The 20694-nt window shown below is 65.0% G+C and carries 19 protein-coding genes and 1 tRNA gene; 8 read left to right on the forward strand and 12 right to left on the reverse strand.

Annotated features, from left to right (window positions below; genetic code table 11):
- Positions 1 to 97 precede the first annotated feature (97 nt).
- The 3 genes from VIF40_RS10145 (at position 98) to VIF40_RS10155 (ending at position 4056) form a co-directional block, all read left to right on the forward strand.
- Positions 98 to 1492 carry an MmgE/PrpD family protein gene (locus VIF40_RS10145; RefSeq protein WP_331937400.1) on the forward strand — a complete coding sequence of 465 codons (1395 nt, stop codon included), beginning with the start codon at positions 98 to 100 and terminating at the stop codon, positions 1490 to 1492.
- Positions 1493 to 1564: 72 nt separating this feature from the next.
- The gene (locus VIF40_RS10150; RefSeq protein ID WP_331937401.1) at positions 1565 to 2386 is read left to right on the forward strand and encodes a phosphosulfolactate synthase; all 822 of its coding nucleotides are present in this window, start codon (positions 1565 to 1567) and stop codon (positions 2384 to 2386) included.
- Between the two features lie 197 nt (positions 2387 to 2583).
- On the forward strand, positions 2584 to 4056 hold the full coding sequence (locus VIF40_RS10155) for a Hint domain-containing protein (protein WP_331937402.1): 1473 nt from the start codon (positions 2584 to 2586) through the stop codon (positions 4054 to 4056).
- A 24-nt stretch (positions 4057 to 4080) separates the two neighbouring features.
- Here the strand turns inward: VIF40_RS10155 and VIF40_RS10160 are convergent, their stop codons facing one another.
- The 3 genes from VIF40_RS10160 to VIF40_RS10170 all read right to left on the reverse strand — a co-directional run bounded on the left by VIF40_RS10160 (position 4081) and on the right by VIF40_RS10170 (position 5855).
- The gene (locus tag VIF40_RS10160; RefSeq protein ID WP_331937436.1) at positions 4081 to 4467 is read right to left on the reverse strand and encodes a GtrA family protein; all 387 of its coding nucleotides are present in this window, start codon (positions 4465 to 4467) and stop codon (positions 4081 to 4083) included.
- A gap of 67 nt (positions 4468 to 4534) precedes the next feature.
- Positions 4535 to 5080 (reverse strand): retropepsin-like aspartic protease family protein, encoded by a 546-nt coding sequence (locus tag VIF40_RS10165; RefSeq protein WP_331937403.1) that lies wholly within the window; start codon positions 5078 to 5080, stop codon positions 4535 to 4537.
- Between the two features lie 118 nt (positions 5081 to 5198).
- Positions 5199 to 5855, reverse strand: a complete 657-nt coding sequence (locus VIF40_RS10170; protein WP_331937404.1) for a hypothetical protein — start codon at positions 5853 to 5855, stop codon at positions 5199 to 5201.
- Positions 5856 to 6207: 352 nt separating this feature from the next.
- Here VIF40_RS10170 and VIF40_RS10175 point away from each other — a divergent pair, with 352 nt between their 5' ends.
- A complete protein-coding gene (locus VIF40_RS10175) occupies positions 6208 to 7716 on the forward strand; it encodes a Hint domain-containing protein (RefSeq protein WP_331937405.1) in 1509 nt (502 codons plus the stop codon).
- Here VIF40_RS10175 and VIF40_RS10180 read toward each other — a convergent pair.
- Genes VIF40_RS10180 through VIF40_RS10195 form a run of 4 tightly spaced genes read right to left on the reverse strand, consistent with a single transcriptional unit; the run spans position 7674 to position 10586 of the window.
- On the reverse strand, positions 7674 to 8657 hold the full coding sequence (locus VIF40_RS10180; protein ID WP_331937406.1) for a sulfotransferase family protein: 984 nt from the start codon (positions 8655 to 8657) through the stop codon (positions 7674 to 7676). The genes VIF40_RS10175 and VIF40_RS10180 overlap by 43 nt on opposite strands.
- Positions 8654 to 9475: an aspartyl/asparaginyl beta-hydroxylase domain-containing protein gene (locus VIF40_RS10185; RefSeq protein ID WP_331937407.1), complete on the reverse strand. Its 822-nt coding sequence runs from the start codon at positions 9473 to 9475 to the stop codon at positions 8654 to 8656. The genes VIF40_RS10180 and VIF40_RS10185 overlap by 4 nt, the downstream gene beginning before the upstream one ends.
- Positions 9476 to 9494: 19 nt before the next feature.
- The gene (locus VIF40_RS10190; protein ID WP_331937408.1) at positions 9495 to 10040 is read right to left on the reverse strand and encodes a GNAT family N-acetyltransferase; all 546 of its coding nucleotides are present in this window, start codon (positions 10038 to 10040) and stop codon (positions 9495 to 9497) included.
- A gap of 9 nt (positions 10041 to 10049) precedes the next feature.
- Complete coding sequence (locus tag VIF40_RS10195) at positions 10050 to 10586, reverse strand: phage tail protein (RefSeq protein ID WP_331937409.1); 537 nt, start codon at positions 10584 to 10586, stop codon at positions 10050 to 10052.
- Between the two features lie 298 nt (positions 10587 to 10884).
- On the opposite strand from VIF40_RS10195, the gene purE reads away from it, so the two are divergent.
- Together purE and VIF40_RS10205 are read left to right on the forward strand one after the other, a co-directional pair.
- Entirely contained in the window at positions 10885 to 11349 is a 465-nt protein-coding gene (purE, locus tag VIF40_RS10200; RefSeq protein ID WP_331937437.1) for a 5-(carboxyamino)imidazole ribonucleotide mutase, read from the forward strand.
- Entirely contained in the window at positions 11346 to 12440 is a 1095-nt protein-coding gene (locus VIF40_RS10205) for a 5-(carboxyamino)imidazole ribonucleotide synthase (protein ID WP_331937410.1), read from the forward strand. The genes purE and VIF40_RS10205 overlap by 4 nt, the downstream gene beginning before the upstream one ends.
- 9 nt (positions 12441 to 12449) lie before the next feature.
- On the opposite strand, the gene VIF40_RS10210 is transcribed toward VIF40_RS10205, so the two are convergent.
- From VIF40_RS10210 to VIF40_RS10230, 5 genes are all read right to left on the reverse strand, one after another.
- The gene (locus tag VIF40_RS10210) at positions 12450 to 13136 is read right to left on the reverse strand and encodes an arylesterase (protein WP_331937411.1); all 687 of its coding nucleotides are present in this window, start codon (positions 13134 to 13136) and stop codon (positions 12450 to 12452) included.
- 123 nt (positions 13137 to 13259) lie between these two features.
- Positions 13260 to 15272 (reverse strand): acetyl/propionyl/methylcrotonyl-CoA carboxylase subunit alpha, encoded by a 2013-nt coding sequence (locus tag VIF40_RS10215; RefSeq protein ID WP_331937412.1) that lies wholly within the window; start codon positions 15270 to 15272, stop codon positions 13260 to 13262.
- 81 nt (positions 15273 to 15353) lie between these two features.
- Positions 15354 to 15989 carry an ATP-dependent Clp endopeptidase proteolytic subunit ClpP gene (clpP, locus tag VIF40_RS10220; protein WP_331937413.1) on the reverse strand — a complete coding sequence of 212 codons (636 nt, stop codon included), beginning with the start codon at positions 15987 to 15989 and terminating at the stop codon, positions 15354 to 15356.
- Positions 15990 to 16334: 345 nt separating this feature from the next.
- The gene (tig, locus tag VIF40_RS10225) at positions 16335 to 17699 is read right to left on the reverse strand and encodes a trigger factor (RefSeq protein WP_331937414.1); all 1365 of its coding nucleotides are present in this window, start codon (positions 17697 to 17699) and stop codon (positions 16335 to 16337) included.
- Positions 17700 to 17773: 74 nt separating this feature from the next.
- A tRNA-Leu gene (locus VIF40_RS10230) sits at positions 17774 to 17858 on the reverse strand.
- A 295-nt stretch (positions 17859 to 18153) separates the two neighbouring features.
- On the opposite strand from VIF40_RS10230, the gene VIF40_RS10235 reads away from it, so the two are divergent.
- Both VIF40_RS10235 and VIF40_RS10240 read left to right on the forward strand, forming a co-directional pair.
- The gene (locus VIF40_RS10235) at positions 18154 to 19539 is read left to right on the forward strand and encodes a multicopper oxidase family protein (RefSeq protein WP_331937415.1); all 1386 of its coding nucleotides are present in this window, start codon (positions 18154 to 18156) and stop codon (positions 19537 to 19539) included.
- 248 nt (positions 19540 to 19787) lie between these two features.
- Positions 19788 to 20693 (forward strand): crotonase/enoyl-CoA hydratase family protein, encoded by a 906-nt coding sequence (locus VIF40_RS10240; protein WP_331937416.1) that lies wholly within the window; start codon positions 19788 to 19790, stop codon positions 20691 to 20693.
- The last annotated feature ends 1 nt before the right edge of the window (position 20694 follow it).

Genomic DNA, 20694 nt, shown 5'->3' on the forward strand with positions numbered 1-20694 from the left:
CGCTTCGTGGTGAAAAGCCACAATGATACGAAGAGCGCCAAGGCTTGATTGCGCGCGCCTCGGCGACAGGTACTAACGGCCAATAGGAATCTCGCCGATGACCGAGGTTCAGACGCTCGCGGAATTCGTCGAACGGGCGCGGCTCGAGGAGATGAGCGAGGCCGCGCTCGGCCAACTGAAAATCCGCGTTCTCGATACGATCGGCGTCGCCATCGGGGCGCTCGATGCGCCGCCCATCGCGGCGATCCGCGAGCTGACGCGCGCGCTCGGCGGCGCGCCGCTCGCGACGCTGATCGGCGGCGGCAAATCGGCGCCCGACCGCGCCGCCTTCTACAATGGCGCGCTCTCCCGCTATCTCGATTTCATGGACAGCTATCTCGCTCCCGGCGAGACCTGCCATCCGTCCGACAATCTCGGCGCCGTTCTCGCCGCGGCGGAAATGCGCGACGCGAGCGGCGTGGAATTTTTGACGGCGCTCGCGGTCGCCTATCAGGTCCATACGAGGCTCAGCGACGTCGCGCCGGTGCGGGCGAAGGGTTTCGATCATACGGTGCAGGGCGCCTATGCGGCGGCCGCCGGCGTCGCCAAGGCGCTCGGGCTCTCGCGCGAAAAAATCGCCAACGCCATCGCCATCAGCGGAACCGCCAATAATGCGCTGCGCGTGACGCGCACGGGCGCGCTCTCGCATTGGAAGGGGCTCGCCTATCCCAATACGGCAATGGCGGCGACCCATGCGGCGCTGCTCGCCGCGCATGGGATCACTGGGCCGGGGGAGGTCTTCGAAGGCAATAAGGGCTTCAAGGAGACCATCGCCGGCGCTTTCGAGAACGACTGGCTGCGCGAGGATCTGGAGAGCGTCACGCGCACCATCGTCAAGAAGCACAATGCCGAGATCCATTCGCAATCGGCGCTCGACGCGGCGCTCGACATTCGCGCGCGGCCCGGCTTTTCCGCGGCGGCGGTGCGCGAGGCGCGGCTCGAGACTTTCGCGGTCGCCTTTCAGATCATCGGCGGCGGCGAGGAGGGCGACAAGCGCCTCGTGCGCAATAAGGAGGAGGCCGATCACAGCCTTCCCTACATGCTCGCCGTCGCGCTCATCGACGGCGAGGTGCAGCCGGAGCAATATGCTCCGCAGCGCATTCTGGCCGAGGATGTGCAGACGCTGCTGCGCAAGGTGAGCGTCGCGCCCTCGGCCGAGCTTTCGGCGCTATTTCCGAAATGGCTGCCGGCGCGGCTCGCGATCGAGCTCGAGGACGGGCGTCTGCTCGCCTGCTCGCGTGACGACTATCACGGCTTCTACACCGATCCTTTCGACTGGGCGGCGGCGCGGCGCAAATTCGATCGCGTCTCATGCGCGAAGACGAGCGCGGCCGAGCGCGACGCCATCGCCGATGTGGTCGAGACGCTGGAGCGTCGGCAGGTCGCGGAGCTGACAGCGCTGCTCGGGCGGATCGGCGGATCGGCGCAGGCGGAGCGACGAATGCGAGCCTGAAGGCTGGCGGTCCAGCGACCGCATTGGACCGCCAGCCTTCAGGCTCGCACTCGAGCACGCTAGGTGAACGCCATGGCCGAGACCACATTCTCCTTCATTCCGCGCGCCGCGCGCACGGCAAAGCCGCGCCAGCGCGGACTCACGGAAATCCGCGGGCCCTATTACAGCGCTTACGGAAAGCGCCATCTCGCGGATCTCTTCGAGACGATGGGCGCCTGGATCGACGGCGTGAAATACGCCGGCGGCTCCTTCGCGCTGATGCCGCCCGAGGCGGTGAAGAGCTTCAACAAGACTGTTCACGACCATGGCGCCTATGTCTCGACCGGCGGTTGGATCGAGAATGTGCTGCGCTTCGGCCCGGACGCCATCGGCCGCTATATCGAGGAGGCGAAATCGCTCGGCTTCGACGTGGTGGAGATTTCGGCGGGCTTCGTCAGCCTGCCGATCGAGAGCATGTTGCGGCTGGTGCGCATGGTGAAGAAGGCCGGGCTGAAGGCCAAGCCAGAGGTCGGCATTCAATTCGGCGCGGGCGGCGATACGGCGGCGGCGGAATTGGAGGCGGAGGGAACGCGCGACGTCTCCTGGCTCATCGCGCAGGCCGAGCGCGCGCTCGACGCCGGCGCCGACATCATCATGATCGAGAGCGAAGGGATCACCGAGAATGTGACGCGCTGGCGCACCGATGTCGCGGCGCGCGTCATCGACAAGATCGGCCTCGAGAAAGTGATGTTCGAGGCGGCCGATCCGCCGGTCTTCGAATGGTACGTCAAGAATTACGGCAATGAGGTCAATCTCTTCGTCGACCACTCGCAAATCGTGCAATTGGAGGCGCTGCGCCAGGGCATATGGGGCACGAAGAGCACTTGGGGCCGCATTCAGAATGTCGGCGGGTGAGGAGGGGCCGCGGCGCGGCGGAGGCGACGTACGAACTGCAACGGATTGATCGATTACAACTTGTGGTTTATGAAAAGAGTCAAATCAAGCGTTATTTCTATTATTGGATTAAATCGAGGTTCCGGTCGAGATCAATATCTCCCATGCTTCGGATATGAGGTCTTTTTTCTGTAGTGTTGGTTTTTATGGTGATCAATATGGGCACTTCTACAGTAAATTATACAATTCCTTCCAATGCGGCGGAGGGAACTCCCAATATCGACGTCACGCTCAATCTCACATACGCCGATGCGCTCAACGCCGACGGCTCGCACACGGTCACGAGTGCGAGCGGGACCTATTCCGTGAATGGAACGGTCTACAATGTCACCGGCGTTATCGATCCGAGCGGATCGGCCGAGGGCGCGGACAATCATTTTTGGCCGAGCGGCAACGGCCCGAACGGGGCCTATGTCGACTACAACGGCGTCAATTTCGTCACCAACTATCCCGCCGCCAATGGCAATCAGACCGGCGGCAACGGAAGCTATGTCGGCCCCAATGTCGATCTCTACTATGATCCACGCCAGCAGGCCTATCTTCAGGACACGGGCGTCCAGAAAAGTCCGCTCGCCGCGACCAATTTCAGCGCGACCGTGACTTGCTTCGTCACCGGCACGCTGATCCGCACGGCGCGCGGCGAGATCGCCGTCGAGAATCTGCGCATCGGCGATCTCGTCGTGACGACGGAAGGGCGCGAGCGTCCGATCGTCTGGATCGGCCATCGCGAGATCGATTGCACGGCGCGCGCGACGCCGCGCGACGCCTGGCCGGTGCGCATCGCGGCCGGCGCTTTCGGCGAAAATCGTCCGGCGCGCGATCTCTATGTCTCGCCGGGGCATGGTCTCTGCGTCGATTGCGTCGGCGAGGCGCTGATCCATGCGCAGAGCCTCGTCAATGGCGCGACGATTATGCGTGTTCCGGTCGAGACGGTCGATTATTGGCATGTCGAGCTCGAGAGCCACGATATTCTGATCGCCGAAAATCTTCCTTCCGAGAGCTATAGCGCGACTGGCGAGCGCGGCTTCTTCCTCCACATCCAAGGCTCGCCGGCGTCGGAGCGGCGTTTCGACTCCGACTTCTGCCGCCCCTTTGCTTCGGAGGCGGTTGTAGCGGCCGTGCGCGAGCAGCTCGTGGCGCGTGCGGAGCGCTTGGGATATCGGCGCGAATTCGACGCCGCCGTGCGCCTCCTCGTCGATGGAGCGGAGATCTCGCCGGTCCGCGCCGAAGGCTCGGCGATATTTTCATTTCCGCATGACGCGCAGGATATACGGCTGCTTTCGACGAGCTTTGTTCCGGCGGATGACACCGGCCTGTGCGCCGACATGCGTCGCCTCGGCCTGTCTCTGAGGGGCCTCGTGGCGACAGACGGTCGGGAGATCGTGCGAATTTCGCTCGATCATCCACAACTCGCCGTATCCTTCCATCCGGAGGAGATGGGCGAGCATTGTGCCTGGCGCTGGACCCAAGGCGATGGACTCGCGCTGCCGCAGTCGCTCTTCTCGCAATTGAACGGCGCGCAGATCATGCTGATCGTCGCTTATAATTGCGATCAGTTGCGCGGCTGGACGCCGCCGCTGTCGCGCCGCGGCGCCTGCGCCATGGACGCGGAGCGCCGTGAGGCGGCCTGACGAGAACGGCGCCGGGCGGGCCGTTCAGGCCGGCCCGGCGCGGAAGGTCCAAAGGCGATTGCCGAGATAGGACCAGAAGAAGACGACTCCCGTGGTGACGATCTGCGCCGGCAGATAGGGCGCGCCCATCCGATCGACGAAAAGGCCCATGAAGCCATAGGTGAGACAGAAGCCGACGAAGGCGACGAGGGCGAAGCGCCACGTCGTCTCCTCATGCGGCCGATCGCTCGCGAATGTATGTCGGCGATTGAGGAAATAGGAGACGATCCCGCCGGAGAGATAGCCGGCGAGCGCGCCGGGCACGGGCGCCCAGGCGGCGAGCTCCACCAGGCCGACGAGCACGGCGTAATGAAGGGTCGTCGCGACGACGCCCACCAGAGCGAAGACGGAAAGCTGGCGGGGGAGCGGCATGCCGCAAGATGGCATGTTTCACGCTCCCGCGCGAGAGGCTCCGCAGCCGCCGTGTCCGAGCCTGCGCCTATTGACGCAGAACCAGCCTGCCGGCTCCGGCTTCGATGCGGGACAGGCGCGACAGGAAGGTCATGCCCAGCAGGCTCGCCCCGAGAGAGCCGCGCTCGGCGACATAGGCGTCGACATTGCGCAGCGCGACCGCGCCGAGACGCGCCTCGCGCAGCGTCACGCGCGCCATATGGGCGACGCCATTGGCGGTCTGGGCGGGATATTTGAAATCGGCGGGCGCCGGCAGATAGCCGATTGCAGCGGCGTCCTCATAGGACAGAACCACCGTGCTCGCGCCCGTGTCCACCAGCATGCGGACGCGCTGGCCTTCGATCTCGACATTGGCGGAATATTGGCCGAGCCGATCGGCGACGATGGTCGTCTCGCCCAGCGTCGCGCTCGGCGGCGCGGGCGCATAAGCGCGCGTCGGAGCGGCGTATTCCGCCTGAGGGCGGTAGGGAGAGGTCTTCGCCTGCACCTGCGAAAGAACGTGAACGAGCGATTGAGATGCGACAAGCGTGAAAAACGCGCCGCCGACGGCGGTTCGGACGATAGAGCTGGACATCGACATGGTCCCTTGACGCTGGCGACACACCGCCGGCTACGGAAGGCAGAGTAGCCGGGGGACCCTGCTCAATACTTAAGGCGTTCTCCGAATCTGGAACGCATCGCCGAGAAACCGCTCAGCGTTTTTTGGAGAGGCTGCGCTGCTCCAGCGCGGCCTCCGGCTCGGGCGTCGGATCGCGGACCGAGGGCGCCGAGCCGAAGCCGGCGCTCACCACATGGACGAGCGCGGTTCGCACGTCCCAGCCGTGATCGGTCAGCGCTATGTCGTAGCAGGCGCGCGGCTCGCCTATGTCGGGCTTCTTGCCCGCCTTCGCCTGAATGGCGAGCACCTTGGCCTTCGTCTGCGGATTGTCGACCAGCGTCGCGAGACCCCGATCCTGCAAATGGCGGTCGGTGCTGAAATCGTCGATCATCGACGTGGTCGCCAGCTCGAATTCGCAGAGATTGGCGAGCAGGCCGACCTGCAGCAACCGCAGCGCCATGCGAGGCTCGAGCGCGTTCAAATCGCGGGAGACGCGGCGCTTGTCCTTCGTGTCGAGCCGTTCGAAAAGATCGGACGGCACGCGCTTTTCGATCGTCGCTTCGCCGAAATCGAGCTTGACGCCGGCGATCTCCGCCCCGCGCAGCCCGCCGAAGCGATCCGCCAGAGCGGAAAGGCCGTCGCCGATCGCCTCGGCGTTCACGATGGCGAAGCCGATCGCCAGGACGAGGCCGAGCGTCGCGATCAGGCTTTTCAGCGCGGCGAGCGCGTCCTGCAACCCCTTGACGTCCATTTCGCCTCCAAAAATACGAACGATATCTCCGATGATAGCGGACGCCGGCCGGCTTCGCCATTCGGGCGTTGGGACGCCAATGGGCCGTTCTTCGTCGGCGGGGCCGACGCGGCGTCGCGCGCCGCCTGCGGACAGCGTTGTCTTTCGCGTAAGTAATTTGTCCGATTTGATGTTTCTGCGGCGGGCCGGAAAAATGCCGGCCTTGCATCCGAGGCGATCGGCACGGGTGGCGTTGCGCTCCCACAGATGCTTTTGTGGTCGAATGTTGACACAATCTCATTGCTAAACTATCAACAATTTGTTTCACGCGATGAGGCGCGGCCTCATAGATTGATAAATTTGGGGGCTATTCATGGGAACGGCGACGATTTCGTACACAATTCCGGCGAGCCCGCTCGGCGTCCCTGCGAATACCCAAATCGACGTGACGCTCAATCTGACCTATAGCGACACGCTCAATGGAGACGGATCATACACCGTCACCAACGCTACCGGGACCTACAAGGTCGGCAGCACGGCCTACCAGATCAACGGCGTTGTCGCCCCGGGCGGCGCGGAAGGGAACGACAATCACTTCTGGCCGGCGCAAAACGGTCCGAACAGCGCCTATGTCAATTTCAAGGGGATCAATTTCATCACCAATGATCCGACCGCGAATGGTAATGAGTTCATCACCGGCTATACCGGGCCGAACGTCGATTTCTACTACGACAGCGGCAGGAGCGCCTATCTCCAGGACACATTCAACGGCTCGGGCGGCTTCGTGAATGCGAATACTGTTTCTGTGACCATCACCTGTTTCGCGGCGGGCACGCTGATCCGCACGCCGCGCGGCGATGTCGCCGTCGAGAATTTGCGCGTCGGCGAGCTCGTCCTGACGGCGGGGGGCAAGGCGCGTCCGATCGTCTGGATCGGTCATCGGATGATCGACTGCGCGCCGCGCGCGACGCCACGCGACGCCTGGCCGGTGCGGATCGCGGCCGGCGCCTTCGCCGAGAAACGTCCCGAGCGCGATCTCTATGTCTCGCCCGCCCACGCCATCTGCGTCGATTTCCTCGGCGAGGTGCTGGTTCGTGCGACCGATCTGGTCAATGGCGCGACGATCACGCGCGTTCCGACCGAGGTCGCCGATTATTGGCACGTCGAGCTCGAGAGCCATGACATTCTGATCGCGAATGGCCTGCCGGCGGAAAGCTACAGCGCGACCGGCGAGCGCGGCGCTTTTTCTGAAAGCTACGGCGATGCGCGCGTCGAGCGCCTCTCCGAAGCGGATTTCTGCCGGCCTTTCGCGTCGGATCTCGTCGTCGCGGCCGTGCGCATGCAGCTCGAGACGCGGGCCGAGCGTCTCGGCTATCAGCGCGACTTCGACGCCGATTTGCGGCTCGTGGCGGATGGAGTCGAATATCGGCCGCTTCTGGCTGATGGTTCGGCGGTGTTTCTGTTCCCCCGGGCGGCGCAGGACATTCGCCTGCAGTCCTCGAGCTTCGTGCCCGCCGATGTCGGCTCTCATCCAGACAGCCGGCGGCTCGGGATTTCGATCTATGGCCTCTCCGCGTCGGACGGACGGACCGCGACGCAAATTCCTCTCGATGATCCTCGGCTCGCCTCCTGCTTTCATGCCGAGGAGGAGATGGACGGGACTGCTTGGCGCTGGACCATAGGCGGGGAGGCGATGATGCTGCCGTCATCGCTGTTCGAGCAGCTCTCCGGCTCCCATGTCGCGCTCGCCCTCGCCTATGAGTCGAGCGTTCGGCGCGGATGGGCGTCATCGCCCACGCCACATGCGGAAAAGAGCGCGCCGATGGCGCCGCGCAGGCTCTATGCGGTCCCGAGCGAGGCGTCGGACGCGCGCGCGGCCTGAGTCAGCGCCGCATAGGTCGGTCCCACGAGGAGCTCGACGAGCTCGGCGAAAGGGGCCGCCGCGGCGCGCTTGATCGCCGAATCTTCTTGGAATGCGACCGAAGGATTTTTGGCGTCGCTTCCGAGGACCATCGTCATCGCTGCGCGCGTCGCATCGTCGAGCGCAAGGCCGAAATGCGCCGGCAAGCGGTCGTATAGCGCCGAAGGCAGGTCGCGATAGTCGAGGATGAGGCTCCGGCCCGGGCGATGGGCAGCCAGCGCCGCTCGCCCGAAGGCCGCCATCACGCGGCAGAGATAGACTTCATTGCTCATATCGTCGAGGTCATCGGGCGCAAGCCCGAGGAGATGTGGCGGGATGTTTCCCTTCGTCGTGTCGACGCCGCCGGCTGCGCGCTGGGAGGCGAGAATCTCCAATGGATGACGACACAGGAAGACCCAGGGCGTATTCGGGAAGACGTCCAGAATCAGGGGAAGATCGAGCACATCCGCCGCGAAGAATTTCACGAAGACATGCTTCTCCTCTGGGAAGCGCCGTTGCGCGAAGGCGTTGACGATCCCTGCGAGCCAAGCGGCCCGCTGCGGCCGCGTCGCGGAGCCGAAGCGATCCGCCTGGAGAATGTTTCGGATAGGCGACGCTTCCGAGACGACGATATTGGCGGGATCCGCCGCGAGCGCTCGGCCGAGCAGCGTCGAGCCGCAGCGCGACATATGAAAGACGAAGCCCGTGGGCGCGAGGCCCGGCGGAACAAGATCGAGATCCGCCGCCAGAGTGCGTCTCTGGAACAATTGATTGAATGGCTGGGTGAAGGCCCGTGCGATCGTTTCGTAGTAGAAGGGCTCGGTGAAGCGCCGCGATCCGTGATGGCACCAATCGACGATCATCTCATCGCCGAGCCATGCAGCGCGATAGGGCGTCCAGCCGTTGAAATCGCGCGTGCTCATAGCACCGTCGCCCAGGGCGACAGCCAGAGGCGCTGGCCGACGCGGAGCGCCGACACGACATCCTCCGCGTCGAAGACGAAGCCCTGCTCTGCGCCCGCGGCGACAACGTCGTGGATAAAGGCGTCGATGTCTTCGATCGGCCGCAGACGCGCCACGAGATCGGCGCGTCCCCCGACGAAGAGGCGAAACTCTTGCAAGGCCTGTGGATTCTGCATTCGAGCGCCTTTCTGCGCGGCGATGAAAAGCGCCTCGAGCCAGTCGTTCACGGCGACGTCGAGAACGAGGTGGATGCGCGCGCGCTGTCCGTGATTGACGACGGAGTGCGGATCGGAGAGCCGCAGATACCAGCAGCTTCCGGCCTCCATCGCCACCGGGCGACCGTTGAGCGTGAAAACCACCTCGTCAGTGGTGACGATCGGAATATGGAGCCGCGCGACGCCCTGCGCGAAGTCGAGATCGAAATCGCGATGTTCCTTGATGATCGAGCCCGGGCCGAGACGCATCAGGCGAACCGAGAGCAGGGGACAGGCGAAATGCGTCAAGGCCTCTTCGCAGGACGGGAATAGACGCAGAAACGACGTGTCCGCGAAGTCGCGGCACAGCGGATCGGAATAGATCATCGTGATCGGATGCGTCGCGCCGGCCTTGGCGCGCAGCGGGATCACGCTCCAATCGCCCTCGTAATGCTCGGGCACGAAATGAGCGATCCAGTCCTCCGCTCGTTCCGCGATTTCCCCGCCGATCGATTCGGCGTCGAAGCGCAGCGGCAGCCGCAGGCGGTCCGGCAGGTCGGGGATGGTTCGGGGCGGTTCCGTCATTCGAAAGCGCGCGACGATCTCAAGGCCGCGCCGGAGCGTGGCGAATGGCTAGCTCGGCGTCGCCGTGCGACTCCCAGACGATCTGCAGCTCTGTCCGGGCGATCGGCGCGAAGCCGAGCCGGAGGAAGAGCCTGTTGCCGTCCACATTATGCAAGAAGGAGTGAAAACGAGCGGGAACGCCCGCCGCGCGCGCCTCGCGAACGAGCGCCCGCAGAAGACGTGCGCCGATTCCGCGGCTGCGCCATTCGGGCATGATCGCCAGATCGACAATTTGCAGAGCGTCGGCGTCGAGGTCGACGACGACGCGGCCGATCGGCAATTGCTCGATCTCCAATATCTGGTGACGGGCCTGCGGAAATTGCGCGCGATAGCCTGCGATCTGGCCCTGGAATTGCTGCCGCAGCAGCATGTCGCGGACCGATGGGTCGAGAAACGCGAAATCCTCGCCGGGCGGACGCGATAGACAGAAGAGGGCGAAACGAAACGCCGCATCGGCAGGCGTCTCGTCCCGCCGGCGCGGGAGGATTTCCCCCGCGCTCTCGTTCTCGTCTGCTTGCGCGCTCAAGGCCGGCCCTCAGTTGCGGGACGGGAAAATGCCTTGCAGAGCGATAATGTAGTTGATCACGGTGAAGGGGTTCAGCACCGAAAACGGTTGGCTGCCGCCCGTGTTCGAGATCATCGACGTCGCCATGGTGACGGCGGTGCCCGCATTGGCGGGTCCATAGACGGGCGTCGCGGATTTGCCCGATCCGATCTCGGCGAGAAAAGAGCCCGAGGGGCTCGGCACGCTCGCGGTGGTCGCCTGCGCGCTGACCAAATGCGAATGCGAGGGCATTTGCGCGGTCGTCAGCGTCGTGTTTTCGACGCCGGCCATTTCGCCGAGCGTGTAGGGAGCCATGCCGGGACCCTGGCCCTGGCCGACGATGGCGCGGCCGCGCAGGTCCGGCAGACCGAAATTCGTCTGTCCATTGCCGCCGTAAGTTGTGCCGAGTATGGAGAAAAGCGCCGTGTTCGACGCAATGCTGAGAAGCTGTCCTTGGCAGAGCGCCCAACCTTTCGGCGCGAAATTTCCGCCGAAAGCGACGATCATCCCGATAAAGGGTTCGGACATATATTCCTCCTCACATGAAAAAAAGACCAAAAGTGCGTCTTAATTTACCCGATTGCGAGGAAAAAGTCCACGGCGCCGGTCGAGGTGGGGAAGGGCTTCGGTCGATCCGATATCGCGGTCGGAGGCGCGATCTTCGCGAACAGGCCTCAAATCGCCGCGCCGACCCGCCGAGCCGGGAGGCGCGGTCGTCACACGCGCGCTTGCGCCCCGCCGCCGGTTCGGCTAAGGGGCTGTGCTTCATGCACTCCAGCCCGCCGGAAGAGCCGTGGCGCAGTCGAAGAAGCCAGTCGCGATCATCATGGGGTCCCAATCCGATTGGGCCACCATGCGGCATGGGGCCGAAACGCTCGAGGCGCTCGGCGTCGGCTATGAGACGCGCATAATTTCCGCCCATCGCACGCCGGACCGGCTCAGCGCCTTCGCCAAGGGCGCCGAGGCGGAGGGGTTCGAGGTCATCGTCGCCGGCGCCGGCGGCGCGGCCCATCTGCCCGGCATGACGGCGGCGCATACGACGCTTCCCGTGCTCGGCGTGCCGATCGAGACCGCGGCGCTCTCGGGGATGGATTCGCTGCTCTCCATCGTGCAGATGCCCGGCGGCGTGCCCGTCGGCACTCTGGCCATTGGCAAGGCCGGGGCGATCAACGCGGCTCTGCTGGCCGCCGCAATTCTCGCCCGCGGCGACGCCGATCTCCACGCGCGGCTGAAGGATTGGCGGCGGCGCCAGACCGAGCAGGTCGCCACCACGCCCCGCGACGACGCATGACGAAAACGACGAGTCTGCGTCCCGGGGCCACCATCGGAATATTGGGCGGCGGCCAGCTCGCCCGCATGCTGGCGAAGGCCGGCGCGCGGCTCGGCCTGCGCGCCCATGTCTTCTCGCCAGCGGCCGACGATTCCGCCTTCGAAGTCTGCGCCGCGCGCACGCTCGCTGCCTTCGAGGACCAGGCGGCGCTCGCCGCTTTCGCCGCGGCGGTCGACGTCGTGACTTATGAATTCGAAAATGTGCCGGCGGAGACGGCGGCTTTTCTCGAGGCGCATTCCGTCGTGCGGCCCAATCCGCGCGTGCTGGCGCTGACCCAGGATCGTCTCACCGAGAAGAATTTCGTCCGCGGCCTCGGCATAGAGACGGCGCCTTTCGAGAATGTCGAAAGCGTCGACATGCTGACGGCGGCGGCCGCGGGTCTCGGGCGGCCGTCCATTCTGAAGACGCGGCGCTTCGGCTATGACGGCAAGGGCCAGATCATGCTGCGCGAGGGCGCCGATCTCGCCGGCGTCTTTCAGTCGCTCGGCGGCGCGCCTTGCGTGCTCGAGGGCTTCGTGCCCTTTGCGCGCGAGGTCTCGGTGGTGGCGGCGCGCGGGGCGGACGGCGGCTTTCGCGCCTATGACGTCTGCGAGAACGTCCATGAGAATCATATTCTCGCGCTGACTGTCGCGCCGGCGCGGATTTGCGCGCAGACGGCGGCGGCGGCCGTCGAGATGGCGCGCAAAATCGCCGAGGCGTCCGATTATGTCGGCGTGATCGCGGTGGAGATGTTCGTCGTCGAGGACGCGGGCGGCGAGCGGCTCGTCGTCAATGAGATCGCGCCGCGCGTGCATAATTCCGGTCACTGGACGCTGGACGGCGCCGTGACCTCGCAATTCGAGCAGCATATGCGCGCGGTGGCCGGCTGGCCGCTGGGCTCGACGCATCGCCATGGCGCCCGCGTCGAAATGCGCAATCTGATCGGCGACGAGGTCGAGAAATGGCCGGAGCTCCTCGCGGAGGAGGGCGCCTGCCTCCACCTCTACGGCAAGAAGGAGACGCGCCCCGGCCGCAAGATGGGGCATGTGACGCGGGTGATCGCGGAAGACTGAGTGGGTGTATCAGCGCGCCTCCGCCACCCGACGCCGGCCCGCCGCCGCGTCTAGATTGCGCTCGACCAGCGGCGCTATGCCGGCGACGATGCGCTCGACGCCCGCCGCATTGGGATGAATATGGTCCTCCTGCATCAGCGCCGGATGTCCGAACACGCCGGCGAGGAAGAAGGGGTAGAGCGAGGCGCCCCAGCGCGCCGCGAGCTTCGGATAGATCTGGTCGAAGGTCACATTGTAGACGAAGCCGAGCTCGGGCTTCGACAGCATCCCGCCGATGACGACGCGCGTCCCGCGCTTCTTGTAGCCGTCGATGATCCAGTCGAGATTGCGCGCGACGACGGCGGGATCGGTCTGCATGAGCATGTCATTGCCGCCGAGCTCGACAATGACGACATCGGCGTCATAGTTCTGCGGCGTCGAGGCCAGGCGAGTGGCGGCGTCGGCCGTCGTGTCGCCGGCCATGGAGCCATTGACGATGTCGACATTGCGATAGCCGTCGGCGCGCAGCCGGCGCGCCAGCGCCGGGCCGAAGCCATAGCCCTCCGGGACGCCGAGGCTCGTGCTGAGGCTGTCGCCTAATATCAGCAGCTTGAGCGGCGCAGAGGGCTGGCTCCGCGCGGGCGCGCCCTGGATCGAAGCGGCAAGGGCGATCGCGGCTCCGAGAGCGGCGCCGAAGCGGAATATTTCGCGGGCCATGATTCAACCTCGAACGCAATGAATTGAAACGAGGCGGACCATAAAGACGGCGCGTCAAGCGACCGTAAAAAAAGCCCGGCGCATTCGCCGGGCTTCAGAAATCGAGAGCCTATAGCGGAGCTGTTACTCGGCGAATTCCATGATCACAGCATCGACGGCGAGGCTGTCGCCCGGCTTGGCCGCTATCTTCTTGATCTTCACATCGCGCTCGGCGCGCAGCACATTCTCCATCTTCATGGCCTCGACCATGCAGAGCGGCTCGCCGGCCTTCACCTCCTGGCCCTCGACGACGTCGATCGTCTTGACGAGGCCGGGCATGGGGCAGAGCAGATGCTTGGAGACGCCGACATTCTTCTTCTTCGGCATCAGCGCGTTGAGCGCGGCCTCGCGCTGGGTGAAGACGCGCGCGTCCACCGCCACGCCCTGATGCGAGAGCTGGAAGCCGTTGAGGATCGGCCGCACCTGCACATAGATGGCGGCGCCGTCGATGGCCCCCTCGAAGACCGGATCGCCCGGTCGCCAAGAGGAGGAAATGCGCCGCGTGCGGCCGTCCTCCTCCTCGAAATGAACGATCAGCGCCTCGCCCTGCGTGTCCAGCGTCACATGGAAAAGCTGGTCGCCGAGCGCGCAAACGCGCTTGCGCTCGAACTCGAAGGGGCGGCCATGAGCGAGCTGGCCGCTGATGAGGCGCTTGCGTTCATTGCCGATATGATCGATCAGCGCGGCGACGGTGGCCAGCACATGGGCGCTCTCGCCGTCCGGCTGCGGAGCGGCGAAACCGCCCGCATATTCTTCCGCGATGAAGCCGGTGGAGAGCCGGCCGGCACGCCAGCGCTCATGCTGCATCAGCGATGCGAGGAAGGGGATGTTGTGGCGAATGCCGTCGATGACGAAGCGGTCCAGCGCGCCGCCCTGGGCGTCGATCGCCGCGAGGCGGTCCGGGCCATGGGTGACGAGCTTGGCGATCATCGGATCGTAATGGATCGAGATCTCGCGGCCTTCGGCGACGCCCGTGTCATTGCGCACGGTGATCGCGCCCTCGCGCTTCTCCTCCGGCGGACGGTATTTCACCAGCCGGCCGATGGAGGGCAGGAAGTTGCGGGTCGGGTCCTCGGCGTAGATGCGGCTCTCCACCGCCCAGCCGTTGATCGTCACCTTCTCCTGGCGTAGCGACAGCGGCTCGCCGGCGGCGACGCGGATCATCTGCTCGACGAGATCGATGCCGGTGATGAGCTCGGTGACCGGATGCTCCACCTGAAGGCGGGTGTTCATCTCGAGGAAGTAGAAGCTCTTGTCCTGGCCGGCGACGAATTCCACCGTGCCGGCCGAATCATAATCGACCGCCTTGGCGAGAGCGACGGCCTGCGCGCCCATGGCGGCGCGGGTCTCCTCGTCGAGGAGCGGCGAGGGCGCCTCCTCTATCACCTTCTGATTGCGGCGCTGGATCGAGCACTCGCGCTCATTGAGGTGAATGACATTGCCGTGCTTGTCGCCCAGCACCTGAATTTCGATATGGCGCGGGTTGACGATGAATTTCTCGATGAAGACGCGGTCGTCGCCGAAGGAGGACGCGGCCTCCGAGCGGGCGCGGTTGAAGCCCTCGACCACTTCATCGGCCTTGAACGCGACGCGCATCCCCTTGCCGCCGCCGCCGGCCGAGGCCTTCAGCATGACGGGATAGCCGATCTCGTCGGCGATGCGGACCGCCTCCTCGCCGTCCTGGATGACGCCGAGATAGCCCGGCACGACGCTGACATTGGCGGCGGAGGCGAATTTCTTCGACTCGATCTTGTCGCCCATCGCCTCGATCGCGCGCGGATTGGGGCCGATGAAGACGAGACCGGCCTCGGCCAGCGCCCTGGCGAAAGCGGCGCGCTCGGAGAGAAAGCCATAGCCCGGATGCACGGCCTCGGCGCCGGTCTGCTTGCAGGCCGCGACGATCTTGTCGATGAGCAGATAGGATTGCGCGGCGGGGGGCGGGCCGAGATGGATCGCCTCGTCGGCCATTTCGACATGAAGCGCGTCGGCGTCGGCGTCCGAATAGACGGCGACGGTCTTTATGCCCATGCGGCGAGCGGTCTTGATGATGCGACAGGCGATCTCGCCACGATTGGCGATCAGAATTTTACGAAACATGCGCGCCCCGATACATGCGGAACGGCGCGCCTGCCGTTTTCGATCGCCGAAAAAAGCGGGCGCGCCGGGATTTGGTCTTCGTCAGGCCTTGGCCTCGGTCGCATCGTCCGGGTGGTTGATCTCCACCTTGTCGACGATGCCGAAATCCTTGGCCTCCTCGGCGGACATGAAGTGATCGCGATCGAGAGTCTTGTCGATCGTCTCATAGTCGCGGCCGGTGTGCTTGACGTAGATTTCGTTGAGACGCCGCTTGATCTTCATAATGTCCTCCGCATGGCGGAGGATGTCCGAAGCCTGGCCCTGGAAGCCGCCCGAGGGCTGATGCACCATGATGCGGGCGTTGGGCAGAGCGATGCGGTTGCCGGCCTCGCCGGCGCAGAGCAGCAGCGAGCCCATCGAGGCCGCCTGGCCGATGCACAGCGTCGCGACCTTGGGCCGGATATATTGCATCGTGTCGTAGATCGCGAGGCCGGAGGTCACCACGCCGCCCGGCGAGTTGATGTAGAGATAGATCTCGCGCTTCGGGTTCTCGGCCTCGAGGAACAAGAGCTGGGCGATGATGACCGAGGCCATATGGTCCTCGACCTGGCCGGTCAGAAAGATGATTCGCTCGCGCAGCAGGCGCGAATAGATATCGAAGCCGCGCTCGCCGCGGCTCGTGTTCTCGATCACCTGGGGGATCAGATATTGATTGTAGACGTCGATCGGATCACGCATCTGTTTTGCGCCTTTTTTCGATTTGACTGGCCTGCGACCGGAGCGCCGTGAGGGCGAGAGCGTCGTGCTCCCGGCCTCGCGGCGGTCTCTTCGACCCGCCGTGCTTTCCCCGAAGTCGAGTGAAAGCCACGAGCCAGCTTTTGACTCGTTGGTAGCATATTGCGGCAGGCCGTCCAGACACAAACCGCAAAAGGGGCGCGCGGGAACCCCGGGGCCGCCCTTAGAGCGCTTTCCGATCGAACGGAATCGTTCGATCGATCAGAATTCGCTCCACCGAAAGAAAGCCAGATCGCTATCCGATCCGATCGGATAGCGATCTCGTGGGCCGCGGGTCGGCAGGCCGGATCAGGCGGCGGGCTGCGCCAGATCGTCGTCTTCCTCGGCCGCGAGCAGCTCCTCGCGGGTGACGGTCTTGTCGGTGACGCTGATCTTGGTCACCAGATGGTCGACGACCCGCTCCTCATAGAGGGGCGCGCGAATCTGGGCGAGCGCCTGCGGATTGTTGCGATAAAAGTCCCAGACCTGCTTCTCGCGGCCCGGAAAGGCGCGCACGCGCTCGACCAGCGCGTCGGTCACATCCTTGTCCTCGACCGTCACCCCGGCGCCCTGGCCGATCTCGGCCAGCACCAGGCCGAGGCGCACGCGGCGCTCGGCGATCTTGCGATATTCCGCGCGGGCGGCGTCCTCGGTCGTGGCCTCGTCCTCGAAGCTCTTGCCGGAGCGCTGGCGCTCGGCCTCGAGCTGGTTCCAGATCGTGTCGAACTCCTGGGAGACCAGACCTTCCGGCAGATCGAAGGAATATTTCTTGTCCAGAGCGTCGAGCAGGGCCCGCTTCAGCTTGGCGCGCGAGGCCTTGGCGAAATCCGCCTCGAGATTGCCGCGCACGGCGAAAGTGAGCTCGGCGAGCGATTCGAAGCCGTATTTGACGGCGAAAGCGTCGTCGAGCGGCAGCTCCGCGGGGGCGGCCACGGCCTTGACCGTCACGTCGAATTCGGCGTCGCGGCCAGCGAGCGTCGGGACGCCGTAATCGGCCGGGAAGGTCACCTTGACGACGCGCTGCTCATCCTTGGCCGCGCCCTCGAGCTGCTCCTCGAAGCCGGGGATGAAGGAGCCCGAGCCGATGACCAGATTGATGTCGCCGCCGGTTCCGCCCTCGAAAGGCTCGCCGTCGAGCTTGCCGGCGAAGTCTATGGTGAGGCGGTCGCCCTTGGCGGCGGCGCCCTCCTTGTCCGCATATTCGCGGATGCGGTCGGCGAGGTCGGAAATGGCCTTCTGGACCTCCTCCTCGGCGACCTCGGCGATGGGGCGCTCGATCGCTATGTCGTCGAAGGCGCCGAGCTCGATCGCCGGCAGAACCTCGAAGGCGACCGAATAGGAGAAGTCGCCTTCGGCCTCCAGCGCCTTCTCGACCGCGGCCTGATCGGTCGGGAAATCGAGACGCGGCTCCATCGCGACGCGCAGGCTGTTGTCCTCGACGATCTTGCGATTGGCCTCGTTGACGGCCTCCTGCAGGACCTCGCCCATAATGCCTTTGCCGTAGATCTTCTTGAGATAGGAGAGCGGCGCCTTGCCCGGCCGGAAGCCCTTGATCTGCGCCTTGCCCCGCAGCTCGACGAGCTGCGACTCGAGCTTGGCCGCGAGCTCGCCGGCCGGAAGCACCACTTTGAATTCGTGTTTCAAGCCCTGCGCCAGGGTCTGCGTCACCTGCATGTCGTTTTGCCTTCTCGAATCTCGACCAGTCCGGCGCTCGCCGGGAAAATATCTCTGTCGCCGGCGCGCGTCGCTGGTGCGGGCGGAGGGAGTCGAACCCCCACGACTTGCGTCACCGGAACCTAAATCCGGCGCGTCTACCAGTTCCGCCACGCCCGCCGCCCCGACGCGCAAACGCCCGACGAGCCGACGGCTCGACGGGGCGAAACGCCAAAGGACCGAAGCGCCGAGCCGTCCGGCGTCGAAACGCTCGCGGCGACGTGCGAAACCCCGGCCTCGAAATACCGGCGTCGACGCGCGGACGCCGCCACGCGCCGGCTCGGGCGGGGGGCTCTATAGCACGCCGCGCAGCCGGCGCTAAAGAAAATGTCATGGGAAGGATGCTATCCGCTCGCTGTTGAAAGCCGAGCGCCGGTCTGGCCATATGCGGCGGCGAGGAGAAATCGGAGAGCCCATGCCGTCCAAATGCTCACGCCGCGCCTTTCTGGGCGGAGTCGCCGCAACCCTCGTCTCCCTCGACGCCCGCGCCGAGCCGCCGGCCGCCGGGCGCGAGACCAAGGGGCTAGAGACCAGAGGGCTCACGACGCTGGAAGCGCGCAAGGGGACGGCGCGCCTCTTGCCGGAGCCCGCCCATGCCACGGAAATTTGGGGATTCGGCGCGAAGACTCCTGGGCCGCTGCTGCGCCTCGCGCAGGGCGAGGAGCTCGCCGTCGGCCTCGTCAACGGCCTCGACAAGCCGCTCTCCCTGCATTGGCACGGCATGCGCGGCGACAACGCCATGGACGGCGTCGCTCCGCTGACCCAGGCCGAGGTCGCGCCGGGCGGGCGATTCGACTATCGGCGCAAGGCGCTCGACGCCGGCCTCTTCTGCTATCGCCCCTCGGTTTTCGGGACGACGCCGGAGCTCTGCGGCCGCGGCCTGAAGGGGCTTCTCGTCGTCGACGAGCCGAAGCCGCTGGACGCCGACGCCGATCTGCTGCTCGTCCTCGACGATTGGCGGCTGGCCAAGGACGGCGTGATCGAAGGCGATTTCGCCGCGCCCGCCGCCGCGGCCGGGGCAGGGCGCATCGGAACGCTCGTCGCCGTGGACGGCGCGCCGGCGCCGGCGCGCCGCGATTTTGCGCCCGGCGCGCGCATTCGCCTGCGCTTCGCCAATCTCGCCAATGCGCGAATCATGTTCGTCGGCTTCGAGAATATCCAGCCTTTCGTGGTCGCCGTGGACAGCCAGCCCTGCGACGCATTCGAGCCGGTGCGGCGCACCATTCCAGCGGCGCCCGGCGCGCGATTCGAAGTGCTGTTCGATCTGCCGCAGGCGGAGAATGCGAGCGCAAAGCTCGTCCTGCGCGGGATCGACGAGCCGGACCGCGATCTGGCGATCTTCACCACGAGAGGCGCCAAGGCGCGCGCCCGGCCCGCCATAGCGGCGCTGCCGCAGAATCCGCTGCTGCCGACAGAGATCAAGCTGCAGGCGGCCAAGAAGGTCGATCTCATTTTGGAGCCGCCAGCGTCGCCAGGGGCGGGCTGGCGTATCAATGGCGCGGCGAGCAAGGCCTATGGCGGGCCGCCGCTGTTTCAGGTGAAGCGCGGCAGCCCGGTGACGCTCGGCTTCGTCAATCGCGCCGAGGTCGCGGTCGTCATGCATGTGCACGGCCATTGCGTGCGACTTCTTCACGATCTCGACGATGGATGGGAGCCTTATTGGCGCAATGGCGTCGTCGTGCCGCCGGGCAAGACCAAGCATGTGGCCTTCGTCGCCGACAGCCCCGGCAAATGGGCGGTCCATGACGATATTCTGGAGCATGAGGCGGCCGGACTCGCCGCCTGGTTCGAGGTGAAGTGACTGGCGCGAACAGGAGGGGGGCGCCCCGTGCGACGGCGATGCGTCACTTGAAAAGCGCATGGTTTCGAGCATTGAATTTACCAAAAAGCAGATAAATGGCAATATGATGCGTATGAGCAACAGCTTCTTGACCTTCGGCGGGCGACGGTAGATCGAGCTATTTCGTATCGATAGGACGCGGCGGTCGCCGAGAGGCTCACGTCCGAATCCTGGATTGATCCGGTGTCGACATGAATAGAGATGTTTCCGTGTATCATCCTCGAGACCCACGGGATTTTCCCAATTGGGAGTTCGAGCATCTCGACGTGGAATACGATCCGGCGACGCAGGCCGTGTGGATGCAATACAAGGCGTCGGCGCCACACTTCTACCCTATCGAAATGTTCTTGGAAATTCTGGACCTGCGCGAATCTGTGCGGGCGCTTTTCGAATCCGGCGTCGTGCGCGATTGGCCGGTGCGCTATTTCGCGGCCGGCTCCAACAAGGACACGGTCTTTGCGCTCGGCGGCGATCTCGCGATGTTCGTCGACATCATCAAGCAGCAGAAGCGGGATTTCCTCACGCGATATGCGCATGTCTGCATCGATGTGATGTATGGACTCCGGACGGCCTTCTCGCTTCCGATCGTGACGCTCTCCGCTGTCCACGGCCAGTGTCTGGGCGGCGGATTCGAAGGCGTCCTGGTGACGGATTTTCTCATCGCCGAAGAGACGGCCAAATTCGGCGTTCCGGAAGTCGCGTTCAACACCTTTCCGGGAATGGGAGCGGTGACGCTGCTCACGCAGAGGGTCGGCTCGGCGATGACCGAGACGATCATTTCGAGTGGAGCCGTTTACTCTGGCCTTGAAATGCACCAACGTGGCATAGTCGATGTGCTGGCCGCGAGCGGCCATATTCGCGCGGCCGCAGACGCCTGGATGGCGGAAGGCGGTGAAGAACGCTGGCTCCGTCGTCGGACGCTGGCGGATGCGAGGCGGAGCTGCTTTCCCGTTTCTCACGAGGAGCTGCTTCAGATCGTCGATTTATGGGTCGATTGCTGTTTCTCGGTCACAGATCAGGACCTTCGCCACATGTCGCGGCTCGTGGCGGCGCAGAAGCGATTGCCTGCGCGACGGCAATCGGAGCCGACGCCGAACCGCGATGGGAAAGGTTGAC

This window comes from Methylosinus sp., from assembly GCF_036560965.1.
Lineage (GTDB): Bacteria > Pseudomonadota > Alphaproteobacteria > Rhizobiales > Beijerinckiaceae > Methylosinus.